This is a genomic window from Phyllobacterium sp. (assembly GCF_037994425.1).
In the GTDB taxonomy this organism is placed as follows: domain Bacteria; phylum Pseudomonadota; class Alphaproteobacteria; order Rhizobiales; family Rhizobiaceae; genus Phyllobacterium.
In genome coordinates this window covers 1-23,186 of sequence record NZ_JBBNAM010000022.1, presented here as the reverse complement: position 1 = coordinate 23,186, position 23,186 = coordinate 1, and the positions used below count along the sequence as shown (strand labels likewise).

The 23,186-nt window shown below is 59.2% G+C and carries 23 protein-coding genes and 1 pseudogene; 7 read left to right on the top strand and 17 right to left on the bottom strand.

The features are described from left to right. Positions 1-317 (bottom strand): alpha/beta fold hydrolase (locus AAAB35_RS01235; protein WP_340666433.1); only part of this gene is annotated, 317 nt, incomplete at its 3' end. A 151-nt stretch (positions 318-468) separates the two neighbouring features. On the opposite strand from AAAB35_RS01235, the gene AAAB35_RS01230 reads away from it, so the two are divergent. From AAAB35_RS01230 to AAAB35_RS01220, 3 genes are read left to right on the top strand one after another with little or no spacing between them, the layout of a single operon-like run. After that, positions 469-1,545 carry a tartrate dehydrogenase gene (locus tag AAAB35_RS01230; protein ID WP_340666432.1) on the top strand — a complete coding sequence of 359 codons (1,077 nt, stop codon included), beginning with the start codon at positions 469-471 and terminating at the stop codon, positions 1,543-1,545. Between the two features lie 10 nt (positions 1,546-1,555). After that, a complete protein-coding gene (locus AAAB35_RS01225; RefSeq protein WP_340666431.1) occupies positions 1,556-2,659 on the top strand; it encodes a tartrate dehydrogenase in 1,104 nt (367 codons plus the stop codon). Beyond that, positions 2,656-3,669 carry a 4-hydroxythreonine-4-phosphate dehydrogenase PdxA gene (locus AAAB35_RS01220; protein WP_340666430.1) on the top strand — a complete coding sequence of 338 codons (1,014 nt, stop codon included), beginning with the start codon at positions 2,656-2,658 and terminating at the stop codon, positions 3,667-3,669. Before AAAB35_RS01225 ends, AAAB35_RS01220 begins: the two co-directional genes overlap by 4 nt. Positions 3,670-3,677: 8 nt before the next feature. Here the strand turns inward: AAAB35_RS01220 and AAAB35_RS01215 are convergent, their stop codons facing one another. The 8 genes from AAAB35_RS01215 to AAAB35_RS01180 all read right to left on the bottom strand — a co-directional run bounded on the left by AAAB35_RS01215 (position 3,678) and on the right by AAAB35_RS01180 (position 11,447). Next, entirely contained in the window at positions 3,678-4,217 is a 540-nt protein-coding gene (locus tag AAAB35_RS01215; RefSeq protein WP_340666429.1) for a chromate transporter, read from the bottom strand. A gap of 2 nt (positions 4,218-4,219) precedes the next feature. Continuing rightward, positions 4,220-4,774: a chromate transporter gene (locus AAAB35_RS01210; protein ID WP_340666428.1), complete on the bottom strand. Its 555-nt coding sequence runs from the start codon at positions 4,772-4,774 to the stop codon at positions 4,220-4,222. Between the two features lie 89 nt (positions 4,775-4,863). Then, entirely contained in the window at positions 4,864-5,628 is a 765-nt protein-coding gene (locus AAAB35_RS01205; protein ID WP_340666427.1) for an SDR family oxidoreductase, read from the bottom strand. Then, complete coding sequence (locus tag AAAB35_RS01200; protein WP_340666426.1) at positions 5,625-6,995, bottom strand: MmgE/PrpD family protein; 1,371 nt, start codon at positions 6,993-6,995, stop codon at positions 5,625-5,627. The genes AAAB35_RS01205 and AAAB35_RS01200 overlap by 4 nt, the downstream gene beginning before the upstream one ends. Beyond that, the gene (locus AAAB35_RS01195) at positions 6,992-8,488 is read right to left on the bottom strand and encodes a tripartite tricarboxylate transporter permease (protein WP_340666425.1); all 1,497 of its coding nucleotides are present in this window, start codon (positions 8,486-8,488) and stop codon (positions 6,992-6,994) included. The genes AAAB35_RS01200 and AAAB35_RS01195 overlap by 4 nt, the downstream gene beginning before the upstream one ends. Further along, positions 8,485-8,964 (bottom strand): tripartite tricarboxylate transporter TctB family protein, encoded by a 480-nt coding sequence (locus AAAB35_RS01190; protein ID WP_340666424.1) that lies wholly within the window; start codon positions 8,962-8,964, stop codon positions 8,485-8,487. Before AAAB35_RS01190 ends, AAAB35_RS01195 begins: the two co-directional genes overlap by 4 nt. A 60-nt stretch (positions 8,965-9,024) precedes the next feature. Then, the gene (locus AAAB35_RS01185) at positions 9,025-9,990 is read right to left on the bottom strand and encodes a tripartite tricarboxylate transporter substrate binding protein (protein WP_340666423.1); all 966 of its coding nucleotides are present in this window, start codon (positions 9,988-9,990) and stop codon (positions 9,025-9,027) included. Positions 9,991-10,049: 59 nt separating this feature from the next. Further along, on the bottom strand, positions 10,050-11,447 hold the full coding sequence (locus AAAB35_RS01180; RefSeq protein WP_340666422.1) for an MmgE/PrpD family protein: 1,398 nt from the start codon (positions 11,445-11,447) through the stop codon (positions 10,050-10,052). A 412-nt stretch (positions 11,448-11,859) separates the two neighbouring features. Here AAAB35_RS01180 and AAAB35_RS01175 point away from each other — a divergent pair, with 412 nt between their 5' ends. Together AAAB35_RS01175 and AAAB35_RS01170 are read left to right on the top strand one after the other, a co-directional pair. Beyond that, the gene (locus AAAB35_RS01175) at positions 11,860-12,084 is read left to right on the top strand and encodes a hypothetical protein (protein WP_340666421.1); all 225 of its coding nucleotides are present in this window, start codon (positions 11,860-11,862) and stop codon (positions 12,082-12,084) included. 1 nt (position 12,085) lies between these two features. Next, entirely contained in the window at positions 12,086-15,436 is a 3,351-nt protein-coding gene (locus AAAB35_RS01170; RefSeq protein ID WP_340666420.1) for an AAA family ATPase, read from the top strand. Positions 15,437-15,559: 123 nt separating this feature from the next. On the opposite strand, the gene AAAB35_RS01165 is transcribed toward AAAB35_RS01170, so the two are convergent. The 3 genes from AAAB35_RS01165 to AAAB35_RS01155 form a co-directional block, all read right to left on the bottom strand. Then, positions 15,560-15,895: a hypothetical protein gene (locus tag AAAB35_RS01165; protein WP_340666419.1), complete on the bottom strand. Its 336-nt coding sequence runs from the start codon at positions 15,893-15,895 to the stop codon at positions 15,560-15,562. A 291-nt stretch (positions 15,896-16,186) separates the two neighbouring features. Further along, positions 16,187-16,501: a type II toxin-antitoxin system YafQ family toxin gene (locus AAAB35_RS01160; RefSeq protein WP_340666418.1), complete on the bottom strand. Its 315-nt coding sequence runs from the start codon at positions 16,499-16,501 to the stop codon at positions 16,187-16,189. Further along, positions 16,479-16,796, bottom strand: a complete 318-nt coding sequence (locus tag AAAB35_RS01155; protein WP_340666417.1) for a type II toxin-antitoxin system RelB/DinJ family antitoxin — start codon at positions 16,794-16,796, stop codon at positions 16,479-16,481. The genes AAAB35_RS01160 and AAAB35_RS01155 overlap by 23 nt, the downstream gene beginning before the upstream one ends. Before the next feature lie 102 nt (positions 16,797-16,898). On the opposite strand from AAAB35_RS01155, the pseudogene AAAB35_RS01150 reads away from it, so the two are divergent. After that, a pseudogene (locus tag AAAB35_RS01150) lies at positions 16,899-17,012 on the top strand (IS5/IS1182 family transposase); the annotation flags it as partial. Positions 17,013-17,159: 147 nt separating this feature from the next. Here the strand turns inward: AAAB35_RS01150 and AAAB35_RS01145 are convergent. Continuing rightward, positions 17,160-18,209: a class I SAM-dependent methyltransferase gene (locus AAAB35_RS01145; protein WP_340666416.1), complete on the bottom strand. Its 1,050-nt coding sequence runs from the start codon at positions 18,207-18,209 to the stop codon at positions 17,160-17,162. A 98-nt stretch (positions 18,210-18,307) separates the two neighbouring features. On the opposite strand from AAAB35_RS01145, the gene AAAB35_RS01140 reads away from it, so the two are divergent. After that, positions 18,308-19,396, top strand: a complete 1,089-nt coding sequence (locus tag AAAB35_RS01140; protein ID WP_340666415.1) for a helix-turn-helix domain-containing protein — start codon at positions 18,308-18,310, stop codon at positions 19,394-19,396. 81 nt (positions 19,397-19,477) lie between these two features. Here the strand turns inward: AAAB35_RS01140 and AAAB35_RS01135 are convergent, their stop codons facing one another. The 4 genes from AAAB35_RS01135 to AAAB35_RS01120 all read right to left on the bottom strand — a co-directional run. Further along, positions 19,478-20,332 (bottom strand): sugar phosphate isomerase/epimerase family protein, encoded by an 855-nt coding sequence (locus tag AAAB35_RS01135; protein ID WP_340666414.1) that lies wholly within the window; start codon positions 20,330-20,332, stop codon positions 19,478-19,480. Positions 20,333-20,336: 4 nt separating this feature from the next. Beyond that, a complete protein-coding gene (locus AAAB35_RS01130) occupies positions 20,337-21,329 on the bottom strand; it encodes an ABC transporter permease (RefSeq protein WP_340666413.1) in 993 nt (330 codons plus the stop codon). Further along, complete coding sequence (locus AAAB35_RS01125) at positions 21,326-22,327, bottom strand: ABC transporter permease (RefSeq protein WP_340666412.1); 1,002 nt, start codon at positions 22,325-22,327, stop codon at positions 21,326-21,328. The genes AAAB35_RS01130 and AAAB35_RS01125 overlap by 4 nt, the downstream gene beginning before the upstream one ends. Further along, positions 22,320-23,186, bottom strand: an 867-nt coding sequence (locus AAAB35_RS01120; RefSeq protein ID WP_340666411.1) for a sugar ABC transporter ATP-binding protein, incomplete at its 5' end; no start/stop codon positions are given. The genes AAAB35_RS01125 and AAAB35_RS01120, both read right to left, overlap by 8 nt.

Sequence of the window (23,186 nt, the reverse complement as noted above, 5' to 3'; positions counted from 1 at the left end):
GCATTGTCGTCGCCCATTGCCCTGAAAGAATAGCCGGAATGGTCTTCGCCCCCATCCGGCTTGGAGCTGTCCCCGTAACCACGCAGGTCGGGCGCTACCACCGTGAAGCTCCGGGCAAGCGTCGGTGCGATCCGGTGCCAGCTAACGTGGGTTAAAGGGTTGCCGTGAAGAAGCAAAAGTGGAGGTCCCTCCCCGCCAATGGCGACATTTATTTCGGCGCCGGCGGTTTGGATTCGCTGATAGCGAAATCCGTGCATCAGTGTTCCGTTCTCTTCCAGCATTGGCGGCATTTCGGCTATCGGCTCGGCGATCGACATGATGTATCTCCTCTACACTCTACCAATCGAGTTTTCTGACGTGACAAGAAACTCATGCTCTTTTTGGTAAATTGTCAACAGTTTGTAATTGACAATTTGGAGAAATTTGGGCATCCGAATAGTGTGATGCCGGAGCACACGGGAGTCTTCGATGAAAGAATATCGGATCGCCGCCATTCCAGGCGATGGAATCGGCAAGGAAGTTGTGGCAGCAGGTCTCAAGGTCCTTAACGCATGCGCGCGGCGCGATGGCAATTTTGAGATCGCCATCACGGGGTTTCCATGGGGGTCGGATTACTATAAGCGCCATGGCAATCTCATGCCGGACGATGGCATTGCGCAACTGAAGGATTTCGACGCAATCTATTTCGGCGCCGTGGGCGCGCCGGACGTGCCCGATCACCTGACACTGTGGGGATTGCGGCTCGCCATCTGCCAACCTTTTGATCAGTATGCGAATGTGCGGCCGACGCGAATCCTGCCAGGCATTGAAAGTCCGCTCCGAGGTGTGACGGCCAAGGAGCTGGACTGGGTGATCGTGCGTGAAAACTCCGAGGGCGAATATGCCGGACAAGGCGGGCGCTCGCATCGCGGGCTTGCCGAAGAGATCGCGACGGAAGTCTCCATTTTTACCCGGGTCGGTGTCACCCGCATCATGCGTTTCGCATTCGAACTGGCGCGCTCGCGCCCGCGCAAACTCCTTACGGTGGTCACGAAATCCAACGCACAACGCCACGGCATGGTGCTTTGGGACGAGATCGCCAAGGAGGTTGCGACCGACTTTCCGGACGTTACCTTTGACAAGATGCTTGTCGATGCAATGACAGTCCGCATGACGCTCAACCCGGCATCGTTGGATACGATCGTCGCCACCAACCTTCATGCCGATATTCTTTCCGATCTTGCCGCCGCCCTTGCCGGATCGATTGGCATAGCGCCTACGGCAAACCTCAACCCGGAGGGGCGATTCCCTTCCATGTTTGAGCCGATCCATGGCTCGGCCTTCGACATTACCGGCAAGGGAATCGCCAATCCGGTTGGAACCTTCTGGTCGGCGGTGATGATGCTGGAGCATCTCGGCGAACCCAAAGCGGCAGCACGCCTCATGCGAGCAATCGAGCGTGTCACTGCCGACCCTGCACTGCACACGCCCGACCTGCGCGGCACGGCAACGACGGACATGGTAACCGAAGCAGTGTGCGCAGCCATTCTTGGCGATAACGAGTAGGACAAGACCAATGCCCGCCAATAGCCTCAAAATTGCTGTGATCGCCGGCGACGGTATCGGCAAGGAAGTCATGCCGGAGGGCATCCGCACCCTTGAGGCGGTTGCCAACCGGTTCGATATCGATTTGAAGTTCGATAGCTTCGACTTTGCTTCCTGTGACTACTACGCACACCATGGCCGCATGATGCCGGAGAACTGGAAGGATCTGATCGGCGGACACGATGCAATCTATTTCGGTGCCGTCGGCTGGCCGGAAAAGGTACCGGATCACATTTCGCTATGGGGTTCGCTCCTGCAGTTTCGCCGCGAATTCGACCAGTATGTGAACCTGCGGCCGGTCCGGCTGATGCCTGGTGTTCCCTCGCCGCTTGCCGGACGCGCGCCGGGTGATATCGATTTCTTCGTCGTGCGCGAGAATACCGAGGGTGAGTATTCCTCCATCGGCGGGAAGATGTATCCGGGGACGATCCGCGAAATCGTCGTGCAGGAGACTGTGATGAGCCGCGTCGGTATCGACAGGATACTCCGCTTCGCCTTCGATCTAGCGCAGGGCCGCCCCAAGAAGCACCTGACTTCCGCCACCAAGTCGAACGGCATTTCGATCACCATGCCCTACTGGGATGAGCGCGTCGAGGAAATGGCCAAATCCTACGGTGACGTGCGCTGGGACAAGTACCACATCGATATTCTGTGCGCGCATTTCGTGCTCAATCCGAATCGCTTCGATGTGGTCGTGGCGTCCAATCTGTTCGGCGACATTCTGTCCGATCTCGGCCCGGCCTGCACCGGGACCATCGGCATAGCGCCTTCTGGCAATATCAACCCCGAGCGGAACTTCCCTTCCCTGTTTGAGCCGGTCCATGGCTCCGCCCCGGATATTGCGGGCAAGGGTATTGCCAATCCGATCGGGCAGATCTGGGCGGGCGCAATGATGCTTGATCATCTCGGTCATCCGCAGGCTGCCGCCGCAATCGTTGCGGCAATCGAGAGCGTACTTGCCGATCCAGAGCTCCGTACCCGTGACCTTCAGGGCTCAGCCGATACGAACGCTTGCGGCAGGGCGGTGGCCAAGGCGATCGGGGAGTCTTCAGAGAAATTGTCGAGGAAATCATGACGCCTCCGTTGCCCAAGATTGCACTTACGCCAGGCGATTGCACTGGCATTGGTCCCGAACAGACGGCGCGAGTTCTTCACGATGGCCGAATGTCGGGGGTGGCTCGCATTGTCGTCGTCGGCGATAAACGCGTGCTTGAGCTTGGCATGCGCCAGGCAGGCGTTTCCTTTGCGTATCGACGCTATGACTCGCCCGCTGCCGTTAATTGGTCGGACGGTGCGGTCCCGCTGATCGATCTCGGCAATACCGATCCCGCGTTATATGCGCCGGGCGTCGGCAGCGCCGAGTCCGGCCGGTCGACTGGCGACACGCTGGCGCAAGCGATTGAGTTTGCCAAGGCGGGTGATGTCGATGCGGTGAGCTTTGCGCCTTTGAACAAGCGAGCGATGTATGACGGCGGCTGGAAATTTCCGGACGAACACAAAATGTTCGCCCATCTCCTGAACCACCGCGGTTATTTCAGTGAGATGAATGTGCTCGACAACCAGTGGATGTCCCGCGTTACCTCCCACGTATCGCTGCGCCAGGCAGTCGAGCAGATCACGCAGCAGGCGATCGAGGATGCGATTGTCCTTGCCACGACGATGATGCGAAAGGCCGGCATCGCCGCGCCGCGGCTTGCCGTTGCAGCGCTCAATCCGCACGCGGGCGAGAACGGCCTGTTCGGGAACGAGGAGATCGATATCATCCGGCCTGCAGTCGAAACAATGGCGAACAAGGGAATCGACTGCAAGGGCCCGTTTCCGTCCGATACGGTGTATCTCAAGGCTTTCGCCGGCGACTTCGATGGCGTTCTTGCCATGTATCACGACCAGGGCCAGATCGCGACGAAATTGCGCGGCTTCAATCGCGGTGTCACGGTGACCGCGGGGCTTGATACGGTTTTTACCACACCGGCCCACGGCACTGCCTTCGACATTGTCGGCCGGGGTGTCGCAGATACAGGCGCCTTTGAAAACGCCATCAAGCTCGCCAGCCGGCTCGTGCAATTCAGGCAGCTTGCTGCTTAAGATTTGCGTCAGCCGGGCAGGCCCGAAAGGAGCGCGCCGGCAAGTCCGCCGAGGATCAGTACGCCGAGCACCGGAAATCGCGGGAACCAGTAGAATATGGCGGCAGCGAGACTGACGATGACGATCGCCTGGACCCCGCCATTGGATAGCTGGAACAGCGAGATGATACCGGCGACAATCAATCCGATGCCGACCGGCGCCAGCCCCTCACGCATGGCGCGGTGCCATCGTTTCTGGCGGTGGTTGTTAGTCAGTTTGAACACCGAATAGCAAAGCAGCGAAGACGGAACAAACAGCGCGAGGGTTGCAACGAGGGCGCCGAGCCAGCCAGCAATGCGCCAGCCAATGGCAGTCGCCAGCATCATGCCGGGGCCGGGAGCAGCACGTGACACGGCAAACAGATCAAGAAACTCACGCGAATTCACCCACTGGTGGACGATCACGGCTTCGTGCTGGATGCCGGCCACGATGGCACTGCCGCCGCCGATCGAGGTCAGCGAAAAGGGAACGAACACGACGGCGAGGGCGATGAGCGTATCAAACCGCAAAATTAGGTCCTCCGCCATACCATCGCAACACTGACCGGCGCCATGATGAGAGCGACGGGGATAAGCGGCAACTGAAACAGTCCAATGAGAACGGCGGTCATTGCGACGATGCCGACAGAGGGCGGAAAGCGCATGGCCCGACGAACGCCATGCACGCACATGACGACCAAAAGGCCCATGGCGGCGAAGGCGACGCCGTCGGATATGGCAGGAAGCAGTGCAAATTGCGCCAGCGCATCGAAAACCTGGCAAAACGCGATGACGGCGAAAAAGGGACCGACCAGAAAGCCGAGCACACAAGCAATCGCCCCGAAAGGCCCGCGAAGCTGTTCACCCATGCAGATGACCAGATTGACGACATTCGCCCCTGGTAGCATCTGCGAAATAGCAAGGCTGCTTGCAAACTCGTCTTCATCAATCCATCGGTTGTGAAGAACAAAACCCTGATAGAGCCAGCCCGTCAGCCCCCCGCCGAAGCTCAGGATTCCGATCTTGAAGCAGAGCATGAATAGCGAGCGGAGACGCGGCGCACTCGGAAAAGCAGAAAGATCAGACATGAAGATGCCGTCCTTTGGCGACCATTATACGCAATGACCAGTGGTCATCGCGTGGTTCGATCAATCGAAACTGGCAGCGAGGCCGTCTTTTAGGGCAGGAAGGCGCCACCATTGACGTGCAGCGTCTGGCCAGTCAGGAAGCGGGCCGCCGGACTGGCGAGATACCGGACTGCCGCCGCAACTTCATCAGGGGTGCCGCGACGGCCGACGAGCGTGCGCGTCGTATGGTGATGAGCCGGTTCGCCTCCCGCGGAGCTCTGAACCCGGTTCGTGTCAATCATTCCGGGGGATACAAGGTTTGCCGTAACGCCGCGTGGGCCGAGCTCGTGCGCGAGCGCCTTGGTGAAACCGTCGAGGCCGGCCTTGGCCGATATGACATGCGCCCGATGCACCGCGCCGGTATAGGCGGTCAATCCGCCAACGTTGATGATCGAGCCGCACTCACTCGAACAAAGATAGGGTATTGCTGCACGGCTCATCAGAAACGCGCCATCCAGCGTCACGCTCATTACCTCGCGCCAATCGGCAAAGCTCAGCGTCTCTATCGGAGCTTCGCGCCTTACCGCAGCATTGTTGATGAGAAGGTCAAGACGGCCAAGCCGCTCGACGGTGTCGCCAACAAGACGTTTTGCATCGGCTTCCTGCGCCACATCGCCGAGAAGGGCGACGGCAGGGCGGCCCTTGGACAGAATCTCGTCAACGACCGCTTCGGCTGCTGCCTGATCGGATCTGGCCACGACGGCGATCATCGCGCCTGCCTCCGCGAGTGCAAACGCTATGGCACGCCCGATGTTGCGCGAAGCGCCGGTGACAAGGGCGACACGGCCTTCAAGTTCACGACCTGTCGTGCTCATGGGCGTGCCCCTGACAGATCGACCGTACCTCCATCCGCCACCTGATCGAGCCGCGACCGCAGGACCGCGATCGCACTATTGGAATAGCCTGCAAAGCGCAGGTTTGCCTCGAACTTGGCCGACATTTCGGCATCAGGCAGCGGCTCATGCGCGCCGCCACGCATGTGCGGCTGATGGAACTCGTGCACTGACCCGTCCTTGAGGAACGCCTTCAGATGGCCGGTAAAGTTTCTGGGATAAGGATCATCTGGATTCACTTCGTAGGAAATCTTGGCGGCCAGTGCGCGCACGCCCGGGTCCGCCACCCGCTCATCGGTGAATTGGCCGAGCCCCGCTTGGCCATCCAGAAAGCCGACCGCCATGCAGTACGGCGTAGAAAACTTGCCGGCATAGCCGTTGGGTGGGCGGTGCTTTTCCTGAAGCGGCTCCCAGAGGCGATGCACAGTGCCGTCGCCAACCTTGCAGGTGATGGAGACAATTTCCTCCGCCCTGACGCCGGCTGCTGCCAATTGTCTGGCGCAGTCGATGAAGGGTTGGGTCATCGTTCCGCAGGCATAGGGCTTGAATGCGAGAGTCTCGACGATCCAGTTTCGACCAAGGCCTTCAATCAAGGGCAAAAAGTCGGGTGTCTTCGAAGGTGCGAAGGCCTTGTAGATGCCGTGGGAGCCCTCGAAGACGGTGACAGGGCCGGTGAACCCGGCCTCAGCCAGCAGCGCGGCTCGCAATCCCGACTGCGCCGCTGCGCCAGCGTGAAGACGCTTGGTCGAACTCCCGTCCGCGAGATATTCAATGATCCCGGAGGCAAGGCTACCCGAAATGCCGAGAGCCCTGGTGATGGCCTCGGCGCCAAGACCGAGCGCTGCGCCGACTGCTGCCGCAGCCGCAGGTGCGCCAAAAATTGCCGTGGGATGAAAGCCAGCCTTGTGCGTTGCCTGAGGCGCCACAAGGCTCATACGGCACATGAGCTCGGCACCTACGGCAATACCGCGCATGACGGCATGCCCGTCGAGCCCACGCTGTTCAGCTATCGCAAGAACTGCGGGTACGATGACGGCTCCAGCGTGGATCGGCCCACCTTCGAACGTATCGTCAAAGTCTTCGCCATGGGCAGCCGTCCCGTTAATCAGAGCGGCATCGTAGACGCCGACGCGGCGGCTGTGTCCGTAGACGCTACACTTTCCCTCATCCACGGCGCTTGCCAGTGCCGAACGAACGTAGTGCGTATTGCGTGCCGCGACAGCGAGGCCGACAATATCAACGAGCAGCCGGCGACCGACGGCCTTGACCGGTTCGGGCGGTTTTGCGCCAGCTGCAAATTCAGCCAGCCTTGCAGCAAGGGGCGTGGATGTCGGGACGGTCTGGTTCATGAATGGGCTTCCTCTATCTTTGTCCTGCGAGCGTCGCGCAATTCGCGGCTAAGCGAGAAGACGACGAAAATGAGTGCAACGCCAAGGAGGCAAACGGCGATCGGATCCTGCAGGAAGATCATGTGATCGCCACCCGAGAGCACGAGTGAGCGCCGATAGCTCGATTCCACCATATGGCCGAGGACGACGCCGAGGATCATCGGCAGAACGGGGAAGCGGGCGATGCGCATCATAAAGCCGACCAAACCGAGGCCGAGGGCGATGCCAAGGTCAAACAGGCTGTTGTTGAGCGTGTAGATGCCGGAAAGGATGAGGGCAAAGATAAACCCTGCGCGATAGGGCCTTGGCCGGTTCACCAACCAGATGCAGGCGGGAAGAATGATGATGCCGATGCCAATCTGGGCGATGATCGCGATGAACGAGCCTACATAGATACTGTCGATGACCTGGGCACTCTGTTCGAACAGTCGCGGGCCCGGGATAAGTCCATGCATCAACAGTCCGCCGAGAAGGACGGCGGTCGAATTCGAGCTCGGGATACCGAAGCTCAGGAGCGGGATCAGGGCCGTGCTTGCCACGGTGTTGTTGGCTGCCTCCGGCGCCGCGACGCCCTCCTCCGAACCCTTGCCGAAGAGGTGTGGTGTTTTCGACCAGCGCCTTGCCTCATTATACGACATGAAGGCGGCGATGGATCCGCCGCCTCCTGGGGTCAGGCCCTCGAAGAGGCCGAGAATGCAGCCGATGAATTGCGACCGCTTCAGCCTGTTCATGACGGCAAGGCTGGGTAATTTGATCCTGATGTTCTGGTTCAGCTGCGTCGTCGACGATGAGCCTGACTGGCTCATCAATTCCGTCAGAGCAAACAGGCCGACCATGACGAGAACGGGCTCGACGCCGCCGAGCAAATCCGGAATGTCGAAGGTAAAGCGCGTGACACCGGAAATCGGGTCGGTACCGACCGTTGCGATCATCAGGCCGATCGTTGCCGCCGCAAGCCCCTTGATCAGTGATTCACCGCTCATCGAAGCGATGACGCTGAGACCAAGGATGCCAAGGCCAAAATAAGAGGCAGGGGTGAAGGCCAACGCGAGCCAGGACAACGGTTCGGTGAGCAGGATCAGCATGGCGAGTCCGAAAAGGCTGCCGATGACCCCCGACATCAGCGAAATGCCGAGCGCCTCTCCTGCCCTCCCCTGGCGGTTGAGCTCATAGCCGTCGATGACCGTCGCGGCCGACGAGTTTGTACCCGGTGTCCGTATCAGGATGGCGGGGATCGATCCGCCATATTCGGCACCGATATAAACGCAGGCAAGCAAGGCGATGGCCTGGGCAGGATCCATTGTATAGGTGAAGGGCAGGACCAGAGCCATGGTGATCGAGGCGGAGATGCCAGGAAGAGCTCCGCCAAGAATGCCCCAGGTAAGACCGGCGATCGCGACGAACACCAGAGGCGTTTCAGTCAGAAGCCGGATGATGTCCAGAAATGTGGTCATCCGATCAATCCTTGAAAGAGCGCGCCTACGGGCTGATGCACGCCGAGCAATTTGACGAAGACCGCCCAATAGAGAACGCCGCCGCCGATGGAAGCGGCAAGTACCACCCAATTGCGCCGAGCCCCCTCATAGAGCGCCACGCCGCCGATCAGGAGTGCGGTCCCGGCCACGTAGCCGACAAAAGGCAAAAGGGCGACGTAGGCTGCGCCAAACAAAAGAAAGCCGATCGCTCGAGGCAAACGAGCATTGCCGTCGTCTTCATCACCCGCAATCGTCGCCCGGCGCGATCGGGCGCCCAGCAGGGTCCGGCCGATGAGAAGCAATCCGAGAATGGCAAGCACCGCCGCCAGAGCATGCGGTAGGCCAGCTGCACCTACTTCATCCGACAGCGTGCTGTCGGCGATCTCGCTGGACCAGACATAATAGAGGCCGGCGACGGCAAAAAGAACTGCGCCGCTTAGAATGTCTTTTTGCATCGATCGGCCCTCACGCTGAAATGTTGACGGGGAGCCGGCCGCGACCGCCCCCCGCGACGATCACTTGATCGCGCCCGTCGACTTGAGGAATTGCTCGGTCGACGTGGCAAAATTGTTGATGAAGGCCGGATAGTCCTTCTCGCCAATCAATTGAGGGACGAGCACTTCGGCCATATAGGCTTTCTTGTAGTCAGGATCGTCGAGCAGGTTCTTCACCGCCTGGTCCCAGATTGCACGTGTGGCTTCAGGCACGCCCTTCGGTCCGGCCAGGCCACGGAACTTTACCAGAGCGACATCATAGCCAAGTTCCTTGACGGTGGGTACGTCCGGCTTTTCCGATATGCGCTCCGGATTGAACGTTGCAAGCAGCGTAATCTTGCCCGCATCAAGCTGCGAGCGGAGTTCCTGGATTTCACCGATGCCGATGTCGAGCGTTCCGTTGAGAACGTTGAGCATCATGTCGCCGCCGCCCTCATGGGTGACGATGGCCGGCGTCACACCCGCGGCGCGCTTTAACTGCTCTGCCGCCTGACGTTCAAGCGAAGCCGGATTGGCGGCGCCCCAGCGCCCACGTTCCTTCTTGGCATGTTCGATGACATCCTTCAGCGATTTGTACGGTCCGTCCGTGCGCGTATAGATCACCTCGCTATCGGCGAAGATATTCACCAGCGGCTCCATGTCCTTATAGGAACTCTGTGGCTTGCTCATCAAGGACGTGTAGATGTAGGTGGGCGTCGTTGCATAAAAGACGCTTCCGTCAGCCGGGCTCGTGGCAACGCGGGCCATGGCCTTTGCGCCACTGCCACCTTGAACGTTCTCGACGACGAATGTCGCATCGATGTACTTGCCGAGATATTTGGTCATCTCGCGCAGGAAAACGTCGCTGCCACCGCCGGGGCTGGAATGCGTGACCAGGGTGACAACCTTGTTTGGATAAGGCAGTGGTTCAGCCCCAGCGGTTGCCGATGCGAATGCGAGCGTGGCAAGGCCAACGGCGGCCACGCTTATAGTTTTCATGAAGCTCATCTCTCTCTCCCATTTGATCACCGCTTCTTCGGAACGGCTTGCTCACTTGACAAGTCTGTTCATTCCTCTCCGCTGATCAGCGCGACCAGCCGATCGATATTCCCCCCGTGATCGACATTTCGTACAAGTGTCAGCAGTTCCTCTTGAGCCCTTGTGCCGATCACGCCCTCGGCGCACATGCGAAACTTGTCGTCCAGCCCCGCATCGCTGATCGGCTTCGATGGCCCACCGCGGTAGCGTTCATCAGCCCACTGGACCAGGATCCGGCCATCCTTTGTCGTCACCTCAATACGCGAACGGATCTTGTCATAGCCAGCAGCGTCGATACCCGGGTCATTAATGACATCCGTGCGCGCCTGCAGATCCTGCATGGCCTGGCCAGCAACGAAATGATCCTCGAATTCGTGATGGCTTGCCCTGCGGCACAAGAGGATCATCGCAAGCAATGCCGGCATCGAAAACTTTGCCTGGAGGTGATCCTTCGCGATCGGATAGCGGATCGGTTCGATGATGTTCTTGCCGGCAAAGAACCTGATGCGTTCAACCTCCTCCGCTTTCAGATCATGCTCCGTCACGAGCTGCAACATCGCATCCATGGATTGATGCGTCAAAATACCTGACGGATATGGCTTGATGCTGACGCCAGGTTCGACGATGGTCAAGGGCCCGGAAAAGCCGCACGCCGCCTTGTCCGCGTCAAATCCCTCGCCCATCACGGAGAAAAAGCCCCATTGCCCATCGAGCGCGGAGGGATCCGCCTCGAACCCCTGCGCGGCGAGGAAGGCAGCGGTAACGCCGTTCTCACAGGCCCGACCGACATGGAGTGGCTTGGTCATGGTGCCGAAATTGACGCGTATCCCTGCCGCAAGGCTCGCCGCCAGTCCAAGGGCATGAGCAAGCTTGCCGCCGCTCAGCCCGAGCAGTTTTGCGGCTGCCGCGGCGGCGCCGAACGTGCCGACGGTTCCGCTCGTATGATGGCCACGCCGATAATGACGCGGCTTCATCCATTCGGCGATTTTGCATTCAACTTCGAAGCCCACCTGAAAGGCGAGCATCAGCTCACGACCATCGACCTCACCCCTTTGGCTCGCGACGATAAGGGCTGCCGTGAGTGGTGGGACCGACGGGTGTGTGAGCAATCCGTAGACGTGGGCGGGATCGTTGGAAACCTGGGTATCATCCCAATCATGGGCGTGCCCGGCGGTGCCCCAAACACGGGCCGCCAAAGGGGCCGGAACCCGTGTCGGTCCGTTGCCCGGCAGCGGTGCGTCTTTCCGGCCGCCCTGCGCCAGGGCATCGGCGATCAGGATGCGAACAGATTTTTCGCGGCTGCCCGCCAAATAGAGCCCGGCTGTATCGACCATGCAGCGGCGACCAATGGCAAGTGCCTCATCCGACAGGTCACCATAAGTGGTTTGCTCGATAAAACGTATGGCCTGGGCCGTGATATCTGTCATCAATTGTCTGATCTCCAATGCATTTCCAGTTCCATTCGCCTTCCCCCGCACCCCCTGTTTTTTGGCGTGAGAGCTGGGCCTCGGCCTGCCGGGAAAAGTCAGACGTCCTGATTGCTGCCGAAGGCTGAATTGTCCCAAGGTGGGTGATAAATTGCAGACTGCCAATTGTCAACAATTTATCACCCACGAAGTATCGGGAGACCCCGCCGAATGACGCAACGAGGCTGATTTGAAATCGCCTCCAGTCCCGTTCAGTGCTAAATTGAGGGCGAAAAACGACAATCGATGCAAGATCGGGGAACTATAGCCAAGGGGATCGGAAGATGCGAGGCAGCAAGAAAGTCGCGCAGCGCGACATCCTCGGCAGTCACTCTCCATCACAAGAGGCGCACCATCGAAGGGAAGCGATCTCATGATCGATGTTCAATACAAGGAGCATCAGGGCGAACGGATCGCGCTTGCAGAGGACGAGGCTGGTAACGTCTACGTCAATGTCCTTGGCAAGGAGGGAACTGGCAGTGTGTGGCGGGCTGATGGCCGCAACGATGCACGACTGGTGGCGATCGGGGCCAGATATAACCCTGACAGGTTCCCCTGCGTAAACCGGAACGCCAAGCCAACCAGTACTGTGAGGTAACTTGGACATTGGGCTGTGGCTGCGCAACCTTGGCCTGCAATCCTACGAGCAGGCATTTCGCGACAACGGGGTCGACCTCGATGTCTTGCCCCGATTGACTGCGGCCGACCTTAAGGAAATTGGCGTTGCGGCCGTCGGCCATCGCAGGAAGATCCTTGATGCCGTCGGTGAATTGACGGCAACGCGTGCTTTCCCGGATCGAGCCGAACGGCGCCAACTTACGGTCATGTTTTGCGATCTGGTCGGCTCTACCGCCCTTTCCGCTCGTCTCGACCCGGAAGACATGCAGGAATTGCTGCAAGCCTACCACACGCGGGTTGGCGCAATCGTCGGCAAACACGGTGGCTTTGTTGCCAAATATATGGGTGATGGCGCGCTCATCTATTTTGGTTATCCGCAGGCCCATGAGGATGATGCCGAACGGGCCGTGCACGCGGGCCTGACGATCGTTGCCGAAATTTCGCAATTGCAGGCCCACAGCGATCGCCTCAGTGCGCACGTCGGCATTGCGACGGGCATCGTCGTGGTTGGAGACCTCCTTGGAGTGGGGGAGGCGCAGGAGCGCGGGATTGCCGGCGATACGCCGAATCTGGCCGCCAGGCTCCAGGAACTGGCGGAGCCAGGCGCAGTGGTGATCGGATATAATACGCGCCGGCTTGTCGGCGATCTGTTTGAACTCGACCCGCTCCCTCCGGCGACACTGAAGGGCTTTGCAGGTTCAGTGCAGAGCTGGCGCGTGACCGGCGAGGGAAAGGCGGAGAACAGGTTCGAAGCGCTTCATGGCAAAGGGGTCACTCCACTCGTCGGCCGCAGCGACGAACTGGAGCTCATTTTGTCGCGCTGGCAACAGATAAAGAATGGTCGCGGCCATGTCGCGCTGATTTCCGGGGAACCCGGCATCGGCAAATCGCGCCTTGTGCTTGCGCTGCGCGAGCGTCTCCAGGATGAACCCAAGACATCGTTTCGCTACGCCTGCTCGCCGCATCACGTCAACAGCGCGCTCTTCCCGTTCATAACCCAACTCGAGCGGGCGGCTAGATTTGAGACGGATGATGATGGGGAGCGGCGCCTCGACAAACTTGCAAGCCTGCTTCAGCCATCGTCAACCTCGCAACAGGAGTTGGCGCTAATTGCCGATGTGCTTGGCATCCCTATCAGACCAGGAGATGCCGTTGGGATTGGAGGATTGTCGTCCCTGCAAAAGAAAGGGCTTCTCTTCCGGGCATTTCTCGCGCAACTCGAGGGACTGGCACGGCACAGTCCCGTGCTGGTGGTGGTTGAGGACGTCCATTGGCTTGATCCGACTTCACGTGAGCTCTTCGATCAATTGGTCGAACGACTTCAGCAACTACCAGTTCTTCTTATCGCGACGTTCCGGCCGGAGCTGCCGCCGCCCTGGATCGCCATGCCGCATGTGACGCTGCTGTCATTGAACCGGTTGACCCATGAACAGGCTGGGTCGCTCGTCGAACGGGTCGCCGGTGGCAAGGCCTTGCCGCACGAGGTACTCGATCAGATCCTCGCCCGGACGGAAGGTGTGCCGCTCTTCACCGAAGAGCTGACCAAGGCTGTCATAGAATCGGGACTACTCAGGGACGCAGGTGACCACTACGTTGTCGGTGGCCCGCTTCAGCCGCTAGCCATTCCCTCCACGCTTCACGATTCGCTGATGGCACGCCTCGATCGGCTCGCCCCGATCAAGGAGGTGGCGCAGATCGGCGCCTGTATTGGCCGTGAATTCGATCACGAACTGCTCGCTGCGGTTGTCCCGATGCCGGAGGCAGAACTGGCGGCGGCGCTGGAACGACTGGTTGCCGCCGAACTCGTCTTCCGCAGTGGCGTCCCGCCGGCCACAATATACGTCTTCAAGCACGCGCTGGTGCGAGATGCCGCCTATCAGAGCCTCCTGCGCAAGCGACGCCAGGAATTGCATGCCAATATTGCCACCGCGCTTGAAGCAAAATTCCCCCAGACCGTTGAGGCACGGCCGGAGTTGATCGCACGTCACTTCGATGATGCGGGGCTGTGCGAAAAGGCGGTCGTATACTGGTTGCAGGCAGGCGTGCTGGCAGCCGGCCGATCCGCCAATGTGGAAGCAATCGCGCACCTGCGGTCGGGGCTTGCAAGCCTCGCCGCCCTACCTCCTGGTGCGCTTCGCGCGCGCTTGGAACTGTCCTTGCAGCTGGCACTCGGCGGGCCGATCCTGGCCACGACGGGCTTCGCCTCGAGCGAAGCGGGGGCGCTTTATCTCCGTGCCCAGGAGTTGAGCCGCGAACTTGGAAACGATGCCGATCTCTTCACCTCCATCAGGGGCCTCGGATACGTTTATCATGTGCGTGCCGACCTTCGCGATGCGACGCGAATGATTGACGAAGTGGTCGACCTTGCGCAAAGGATCGGCGACCCGGCGTTTCTCGTCGAGGCCTGTCATTTCGCCGGAGCGCCGACATTTCATCTCGGCAAATTCCAGACTTCCCGTGATTGGCTTCAGAAGGGCGTTGACACTGCCGAGCGCTATGGCCGTCTTCAGTCCGAGCTCTATGGCATCAATACGATCGCATTCTGCCGCGTCTATATCGGGCACTGTGATTGGCATCTCGGCTATCCTGATCGTGCTCTCAAGATCGCCATGGAAGGAGTGGCGCTCGCAAGGGAAGGTGCGCGCCCCTTCAGCATCGCGATGACACTTGCCTACCTTGCCATGCTGCATCAGTTCAGACGCGAGCCTGTGGCAGCCATGCGTATCGCCGAGGAAGCCCGCAGTCTGTGCCTGACATACAGGTTCGACTATTATGGAGCCTGGAGCGCGCTGGTGCTCGCCTGGGCGATTGCACAACAGGGGCAGCGTCAGAAAGGGTACGATGCCTACCGTGCGGCACTCGTTGAATTTGCGCAAACGGGCGCAGGGCTGCGGATGCCCCACTACCTTTGTCTGCTTGCGGCGATTCACCGGAAGGCAGGACGACGTTCCGCCGGGCTAAAACTCCTATCCGAAGCGGCGCAGATTGCTCAAGGGACCCTGGAGACCTGGTGCGATGCCGAGCTCGAACGAGAACGCGGAGAACTGCTGTTGCTCGATCCTTCCGAAAAAGCGCGCCTGGCGGCGGAAATGGCTTTCAAACGCGCAGTAGACATTGCCGCCAATCAGGGTGCAATGATGCTCGAACTGCGGGCGAAGGCGGCCCTGGCGCGGCTCTGGGCCGAGCGCGGCGAACTTGAGCGGGCCATCGAGATGCTTGCTCAGGCCTATGGTCGGTTCACAGAGGGGCTCGAAACGCCCGACCTCAGCCACGTCCGGGCGCTTCTTGGCGATCTTAAGCGGAAAGCTTCAGGGGGCCTTTCCAACGGCTAGGTCGCGAGCGTCGCCCGCAGGCGTTCTGAGTTTTGCCTGCTGGAACGTCTGACCCATCGCGTCTGAGAAGTCGGCGAAAGCCTCAGGCAACGCCAGACTGAGGTGCCCGCGCCCCGGACGTCGTCAGTGAAGGTCGCGAGGGACGTGGTCATGCCCACGCCGCTTGAATATTTTGACCACCTCGCCGATTGGCACATCTGGAGATATCAAGGGATCGTAATTTTGCCAGAACTGCAATTCGTAGACGATGGCTCGTTCGCGACGGGCATGAACATTCAGATCGCAGGCGTTGGCTATGATCGATTTCAGTGTTGTGAGATAGTCGCCCAGCGTCGAGTCCGGGTAGTGGTCAGCTGTCAGTTCCAACCAGCCCCCTCTCGGTTCCTCCAAAGGTTCAGCGCTCAATAAATAGATCATCAAGTCCAGCGAAGGACTTTCGGGTGGCGGTGCCTTGTTCATTATTGTCTCCCAAGCGTCCCACCCCACCGCTACACTGCTGCACGGAATGATTCCTCGTCAAATTAAATAAAGTACATGAAGTACCTGCCGGACCTCGCAGGCACCTGTACGCGACGCAAGAAAGGCGGCCATGCGTTCCTGTACCGGCCGACCATTCGAATCGGGTTATGCCGAGCGCAGTGCGTCTATGAGCGTGGCCGCCCGAGTAAATCGAGCGCTGCACCAGTTTAGCATGATGGGCCGCTCAAGAATGAAGCGATAGCGATTTCGCGCATCCTGTGCCCCCATTTTTCATCGTCCGAACAACTCTGAATGCGCGCCGAGCTTGACGAATTCGACGAAGTCATCATCGGCATTATAGACCAGAAGAAAATCACCGCCGATGTGTGCTTGCCTCGCCCCTTTCCACTCGTTACCGGAAAGCTCGTGATCGGCCCATTCTGCTCCCAACGGCTTCTTCAGAATGATCAGCGCCATCAATTCGATGGCGCGATTCATATCCATTTTCCGGGCCTTATTGTATCGGTCCCAGTCTTTTCGAAATTGCTTGGTATATTCAGATGCTCTTGGAAGAGGGGCTCGTCTAGCGGCGCTTGGCTTTTTCAAGTTGATTTCTCGCAGAACCTACCTTCTTGCCATCGAGATCAGCGAAAAGCTCCTCGGGTGTCGCAAAGCGAGCCCTACTAGCCTCCCTGATCTCACGAGCCTCAGCAAGAGCGGCACGGGTTGTTTCATTGGGAACCTTGAGTTCAAGAGGAAAGCTCTGGCTCGCGACGACGCGATGAAGAAACATTCGAACGGCGTCTGAAACCGAAAGACCAAACGATCCAAGAACCGAGGAAGCCTCGTCACGAATATCATCATCGACCCGAACGTGAATCATTTTGGTATTGGCAGCCATATTACGGCCGGCAGTTCTTTTCTTAGTGGCATATTTTCTAGGATCAGGACCTATTAAGTTCGGTTGAGATGTGATTCAGAGTCTCTGTTGAAGGAGGTTCTGATGGGTGAATTGTTTATGCTGAGCGAGCGTCAGATGGCGCGGATTTCCCCGCATTTCCCACTGTCGCATGGTGTGCCGCGGGTCGACGATCGCAAGGTGGTCAGCGGCATAATGGCCATGGCAAGCCATCATCCTGCTCCTGTCGGAAGGCCAGATGAGCGCCCACAAAGGTGCCAGGCTTGTTATCGACGCACTGCCATCCGCTTCGCACCTAATCGCCGACCGAGGCTACGACAGCAACTGGTTCCGCCGCAGCAAGGACTACAGACGAGCCTCAAGCACCATGTTGAAGGGGGTTTGGGCCGATTTGCGGACCTTCGAAAACCCTCCCGCGTTGAGGACCTTTGTCAGCTTCGCCTGACCAGCCTGTGCACCAAGCGCTGCGCCCACTTCCTGGCCCAAAGAGGCGGGTACACAGGTGTTGGTCGATGCTGCATAGAAGACGCGGCCCACCGGGTTGAGGTTGTCCTCCAGGTTGTCACCTGCCATCGGCTCGACCAGCATCAAAATACCATCAGGCTTAATTGCGTTTGCGATATGACGAACGGCTCCGACAGGATCACCCATGTCATGAAGCGCGTCGAATATCGTGACGAGATCGAAGCCCGCGCCAACGAAGTCCTGTGCCCGCGCAGTCATGAACTGCACATTGGCCAATCCCCTCGCATGCTCGCTTGCATGCTCGATTGATGGGGCGTGAAAGTCGATGCCGATGAATTCCGAGTTCGGGAAAGCAGTGGCCATGAGCAGCGTCGATGAGCCGAACCCGCAGCCGACGTCCGCTACCGAAGCGCCGCGCTCCAACATCTCGATGACCCCCTCAAGGGAAGGTAACCAGTTCGGTACCAAGTTGGCCTTATAGCCCGGCCGAAAAAATCGATCAGTGCCGCAGAACATGCAGTTGCATCGCTCCCGCCAGGAAACACCGCCGCCGTGTCGAAACGCGTTGGTCAGCTTCGCACGATCGGCGTAAACGGCCTCAAGCGCCAGGAAGCCTCCGACCATGTTGACCGGACTGTCATCAATCGCAAAGACCGCCGCCTGTTCGCAAGAAAGTTCGAACAGTCCCGTGGCCTGGTCGTACTCGACGAATCCAGATGCCGCCTGTGCCGAGAGCCATTCCTGGATATAGCGTTCCCCTGTGTTGGTGGCGTCCGCCAGTTGGGCAGCTGAGATCGGGCCCCGACCCGCCATGTTGCGATAAAGGCCAAGTTCCTCGCCCACGATCACGAGGGCGGCGTTTTGGGCCGCACCGAGTTCATTGACCATGACGCCCAAAAGCGCCTGCAATTTTTCTGCGTTCAGCTCCATTGCGATAACCATCCCTTTCAGTGAGCGGCGGGTCGCCGCCGTTTCGAGGCGTTGTTTACGTGTTGCGAACTGTTCTCAACAGAGGCAAACTAGCCGCTATGAAGCGGGTTGAGCCACATTCCGTAAACCGGAGACAGCCGTTGCGGGTCAGCATCGTGGCTTTTCACGAATGTGACCCCTCGATCATGTACGGTATCTTCGATACCCTCTGGATCGCTGGGGCTGACTGGAAAAGCAGTTCCAACGAGCCGACCAGCGAAGTGCTGTTTTCCCCGCGCCTCGTTGCGGCCGATCCCGGTCCTTTGACCCTGATCACGGGTGTGACCATCATGCCCCAGGCAACGATCGACGATATCGAGGAGACCGACTACGTACTCGTTCCAAACGTGCTTGTAGACACGCCCCAATCCGTGCGCGCTCTGGACCGCAGGCTGCTTGACTGGATCGTCGCGATGCACCGGGGCGGGGCAAAACTGCTTGCGGCTTGCGGAGGCTCGATCGTTCTTGCAGAGGCGGGGCTGCTGGATGGATATTCGGCCACGACCCACTGGATGTACGCGCCGCTGTTCCGTAGCCAGTTTCCCAAGGTCGACCTTAAGGAAGAGCGCATCCTGGTGCAGGCAGGTCCCGGCCACTCCATCGTTTGCGCTGGGGGAGCATCCTCGTGGCAGGATCTCACACTGTATTTGATTGCCCGTCATGCCGGAACGGCAGAAGCGATCCGCGTCTCCAAGCTGTTTCTCTATCAATGGCATCGAGAAGGCCAATTGCCATATGCATCGATGCTCGCAAATGGCGACCACGGTGACGCGGCCATCAAAAAGTGCCAGGAATATGCCGCTTCGAATTACCAATCCACGGAAATTCTATCTGAACTGCTCGATCTTTCCCAACTGCCGAAGCGATCATTTGATCGACGGTTCAGAAAAGCAACCGGTTACGCACCACTTGAATATATTCAATGGCTTCGGATCGAGGAAGCCAAGCAAATGCTTGAACTTGAGTCCGGACCGATCGAAGAGGTTGCCTTTGAGGTGGGATACTCGGACCTTGCGTCTTTCCGCCGTCTATTCCGCAGGCTCGCTGGACTGACGCCGGGTGAATATCGCCGGCGCTTCAGGCTGCCCGCGAACGTCGAGGCAGCCATCCGATTTTCATCACCCAGTGATGCCGAGCCGCGCGCGTGAATGCCGCAAAGAGGTGCTGCGGCAATAATCGCTCGGTGCTGCGAGCGGGGGGGGCGGACGCTGCGCTCCGCCTGCCAGGCTTCAGATGAGACCGTATTGCTTGGCCTTGTTGCGCAAAAATGGAAGTCCATTGCCCATGACCTCCTCCTCGTCCTTGGCGACAGGGCGCCACACGGCAAGCCCGTAGGCGACCTCGGGCGGCATGTTGATGAAGCTCTCCATGGCAAGGCCGCCCTTGAAGCCGATGGCCGCCAGCGCCGCGTAAATTTCATTCCAGGGACAATTGCCATATCCCGGCGTTCCCCGGTCGCTTTCAGAAAGATGAATATATTTCAGATGTTCGCGCGCATCGAGAATGCCGTTGGCGGCGCCCTTTTCCTCGATGTTCATATGATAGGTGTCAAGGTGCACGAAGATGTTGTCAGCGCCGACGCGCTCGATCATGTCCACCGCTTGCCGCCCGGTGTTGATCAGGTGGTTTTCGTAGCGGTTCACTGCTTCAACGCCGAGCTCGATGCCGAGCGGTCTGGCGTGTTTGGCCGCTTCCGTCAGCACCCGGGCAATATTGTCGTATTCGCCTTGTGTCGGCGGCACGCCCGTGCGCTCGCCGATACCGCCGAAGATTACTCCGGAAAGCGCCACGGCGCCCATTTCGGCGGTCTTGTCGATGGCAATCTTGAGGTGCTCGATCGCTGCATCCGGACGCACCGACGCCCAAGCCCGTTCGGGCAGGCCGAGCGAGCAGACGGCTGGCAGGCCATGTTTTTCCAAAAGCGCGCGGGTGTGGGCAGCATCGACCGCAGGCGCATTGAGCAGGGCAATCTCGATGAAATCCATCTTGTATTTGACTGCGGCAGCGATGGCCTTTTCAGCGCCCGCTCGATCCCAATTCATCGTCCACATGCTGGTGTGAACGCCAAAACCCTGAACAGACATTGTTCTACCCTTTCCTGCGATTGAAAATCATGATCTGAGCGGCGAGCCAACGCAGGATCATCACGGCCAGCAGGAGGATACCCCATACCGCTGTTGCCAGATGCTGGTTGGCCCCCATAAGATTGAGGCCCGACGAGAGAAGCTGCAGAACGACAAGCGCGACGAAGACCGGTATGACCCGGCCGAAGCCGCCGAACGGATTGACGCCGCCAAGGAAGCAGGCAAGCACCGTGATCAGCAGATAGGATTCACCGTGTCCGACCCGCACCGAGTTGAAGCGGGCAAGCATGATGATACCCGCCACCGCGCACATGGCGCCCGAAAGTGTATAGACCAGCACCAGTACCTTGCGCGTATTGACGCCGGAATAGCGGGCAGCCTCGATATTGGAACCGATCATGTAGGTGTTGAAACCGAGCTTCATGCGCGTCAGCAGAACATGCCAGATAAGCACGCAGGCGATGAAGATCAGGAGCGGTATCGGAATGCCGACAAAACTGCCATGGCCGATCGGCTGGAGAAAGGCGGGAAAGCCTGAAACATCACCGCCGCGCGTCAAAAACTCGCCAAGGCCGCGCACGAAGATCATCATCGAGAGCGAAACGAGGATGGGGTGTGCACGCGTATAGGCAATCACCAGCCCCATCACCACGCCGGTCAAAGCCCCGACGCCGATCGCGAGCAGACTGCCGAAAACGAAGGAGGCCAGGCTGGCATCGATGCCCCCGCTGGCCTGCAGCACCCACGCGACCGTCAATCCGGCTATGTTGGCCGTGAAGGTAATCGCAAGGTTGAGACCGCCGGTCAGGACGGGCAGCAGCATTGCGAGCGTCAGGAGCCCAAGTTCCGGCAGCTGGAACGCCACCGAACCAAACGTTGCGGAGCTCAGGAACTGCGGCGAGGCGATGCCGAAGAATAGTATGACGGCTATGAGAGCGAATCCTGGCCCCGCTATCTCGGGGCCGAGAAAATCGCGAATACGGTGGATCGCATTCATGGCCTGGATCCTTGCGTGCGCAGGAACGGCAGGAGCCGTTCAAGTCGCGTGTTGGAAATCGTGATCGCAATCAGGATGATGGCACCGATGATCATCTTGAAGGCAAATGGCGAGACGCCCATGAGGTTGAGACCGTTCTGCGTGATCGAGATCAAAAGAACCCCGAGCACGCAACCGAACACTGATCCCTTGCCGCCACCGAGGCGCGCTCCCCCGAGAACGACGGCGGCAAGAACGTCGAGTTCGCGCCCATAGAGCGCGTTCGGCACCACCTCCTGCGCATAGTGGGCCTGGATGAGCCCGCCAATGCCGGCCATCATGCCGAGCCAGCCAAATGCAATGAACTGCATGGCGCCAATATCGATGCCGAAGCGGCGCGCCCCTTCCGGATTGTCGCCAAAGGCATAGAGCTGGCGTCCGGTCGTCGTTCGCGTGATGAGCAGCCATGTTGCGAGCACGCAGAACGCCATCACGAGTACCGGCAGCGTGATCTCCGCCCAGGTACCGTCAGCCATTTCCCGCTCGAAGAGAACGACGCGCTCCGTGAGCCAGTCCGGCAGGTCGTAGATCGACACGCCTTGCGTGAAGAACATCAGAAGCCCGAAATAGATGTTGAAGGTGGCGATGGTGGCGACGATCGAGATGATCTTGAAGCGGTGAATGAGGAAGGCGTTGAAACAGCCGAGGAGAATGCCGAGCCCACCTGCGATCAAAAGTCCACTGATCCACCCGCCGCCTCCTATCCAGCCGAGGATCAGCGCCGTTCCATATTGAACGACCGAGGCTGCGACAGCAAAGGAGATGTCGATGCCGCCGGCAATGAGGACGACGAGAAGTCCGACGGCAAAGATGATATTGACCGAACTTGTGTTGAGCAGATCAAAAGCGTTGCCGAGCGAAAAGAAGTTCGCAGTCGCGAACGACAAGAAGATGCACAGGGCGGTTATCACGGCAAGGAGCGCGAATTCCGTGGCATGAGACTGGATGAGCTTACGCATAGACGGCGGCCTCGATTTCTTGAAGCGTGGCGCTTTGCGGGTCAAACCAGCCAGCCATGCGGCCTTGTGCCATGTGCAAGACCCTATCCGCGTTGAAATAGACTTCGGGCACCTCGTCCGAGATCAAAATGATGGCAAGTCCACTCTCGGCGAGCTTGGCGACAATCTCGAAGATGCCGGCCCTCGCACCCACATCGACGCCGACCGTAGGGGCATCGAGGATGAGGAGCTTCGGGTCGGTAGCGAGCCATTTGGCGATCGCTATACGCTGCTGGTTGCCACCGGAAAGGGTGGAGACAGCGTCGTCCTGCCTGCCGATCTTGACGCCAAGTTCCCTGACCCAATGGGCGACCAATTGTCTCTTGCGTTGATCAGACAAAAGCCCACCTGCCCTGATGCGGTCGAGGGAAGCGATCACGAGGTTGTCGGCAATCGACTGCGGCTGGATCAGGCCGAGCGAAAGCCGGTCTTCGGAGAGATAGGCGACACCGGCCGCAATCGCCTCGCGATTGGACGAAAACTTGACGGGTTTGCCTTCGAGCAAGACCTCGCCGGATAATGGTTTGAGCATGCCGAAAAGCGAGAGGGCAAGTTCTGTGCGTCCTGCACCGAGAAGCCCGGTAATACCAAGCGTTTCGCCGCGCCTTACGGTAAAGGAGATGTCTTCGAACTGTCCCGGGCGGGTCAACCCCTTTACGTCGAGCACAACCGGATTGCCCGCAACAGGCTTTGCCCGCACATGCTGGTCGAAGAACTTGCCGGTCATCAGTTCGGTGATGCGCGACTGCGTCATGCCTTCGACGGGATAGACGCCCACGAGCGCGCCGTCGCGAAGCACCGTAATGCGATTGGAAATCTC

Excerpts from the sequence above, each read along its gene's own strand:
- AAAB35_RS01155 (WP_340666417.1), bottom strand. The coding sequence starts at position 16,796 with ATGGCTGCCAATACCAAAATGATTCACGTTCGGGTCGATGATGATATT.
- AAAB35_RS01185 (WP_340666423.1), bottom strand. The coding sequence starts at position 9,990 with ATGAGCTTCATGAAAACTATAAGCGTGGCCGCCGTTGGCCTTGCCACG.
- AAAB35_RS01135 (WP_340666414.1), bottom strand. The coding sequence starts at position 20,332 with ATGTCTGTTCAGGGTTTTGGCGTTCACACCAGCATGTGGACGATGAAT.
- AAAB35_RS01195 (WP_340666425.1), bottom strand. The coding sequence starts at position 8,488 with ATGACCACATTTCTGGACATCATCCGGCTTCTGACTGAAACGCCTCTG.
- AAAB35_RS01180 (WP_340666422.1), bottom strand. The coding sequence starts at position 11,447 with ATGACAGATATCACGGCCCAGGCCATACGTTTTATCGAGCAAACCACT.
- AAAB35_RS01210 (WP_340666428.1), bottom strand. The coding sequence starts at position 4,774 with ATGTCTGATCTTTCTGCTTTTCCGAGTGCGCCGCGTCTCCGCTCGCTA.
- AAAB35_RS01175 (WP_340666421.1), top strand. The coding sequence starts at position 11,860 with ATGATCGATGTTCAATACAAGGAGCATCAGGGCGAACGGATCGCGCTT.
- AAAB35_RS01130 (WP_340666413.1), bottom strand. The coding sequence starts at position 21,329 with ATGAATGCGATCCACCGTATTCGCGATTTTCTCGGCCCCGAGATAGCG.
- AAAB35_RS01165 (WP_340666419.1), bottom strand. The coding sequence starts at position 15,895 with ATGAACAAGGCACCGCCACCCGAAAGTCCTTCGCTGGACTTGATGATC.
- AAAB35_RS01140 (WP_340666415.1), top strand. The coding sequence starts at position 18,308 with ATGAAGCGGGTTGAGCCACATTCCGTAAACCGGAGACAGCCGTTGCGG.
- AAAB35_RS01125 (WP_340666412.1), bottom strand. The coding sequence starts at position 22,327 with ATGCGTAAGCTCATCCAGTCTCATGCCACGGAATTCGCGCTCCTTGCC.
- AAAB35_RS01225 (WP_340666431.1), top strand. The coding sequence starts at position 1,556 with ATGCCCGCCAATAGCCTCAAAATTGCTGTGATCGCCGGCGACGGTATC.
- AAAB35_RS01220 (WP_340666430.1), top strand. The coding sequence starts at position 2,656 with ATGACGCCTCCGTTGCCCAAGATTGCACTTACGCCAGGCGATTGCACT.
- AAAB35_RS01230 (WP_340666432.1), top strand. The coding sequence starts at position 469 with ATGAAAGAATATCGGATCGCCGCCATTCCAGGCGATGGAATCGGCAAG.
- AAAB35_RS01200 (WP_340666426.1), bottom strand. The coding sequence starts at position 6,995 with ATGAACCAGACCGTCCCGACATCCACGCCCCTTGCTGCAAGGCTGGCT.
- AAAB35_RS01205 (WP_340666427.1), bottom strand. The coding sequence starts at position 5,628 with ATGAGCACGACAGGTCGTGAACTTGAAGGCCGTGTCGCCCTTGTCACC.
- AAAB35_RS01145 (WP_340666416.1), bottom strand. The coding sequence starts at position 18,209 with ATGGAGCTGAACGCAGAAAAATTGCAGGCGCTTTTGGGCGTCATGGTC.
- AAAB35_RS01190 (WP_340666424.1), bottom strand. The coding sequence starts at position 8,964 with ATGCAAAAAGACATTCTAAGCGGCGCAGTTCTTTTTGCCGTCGCCGGC.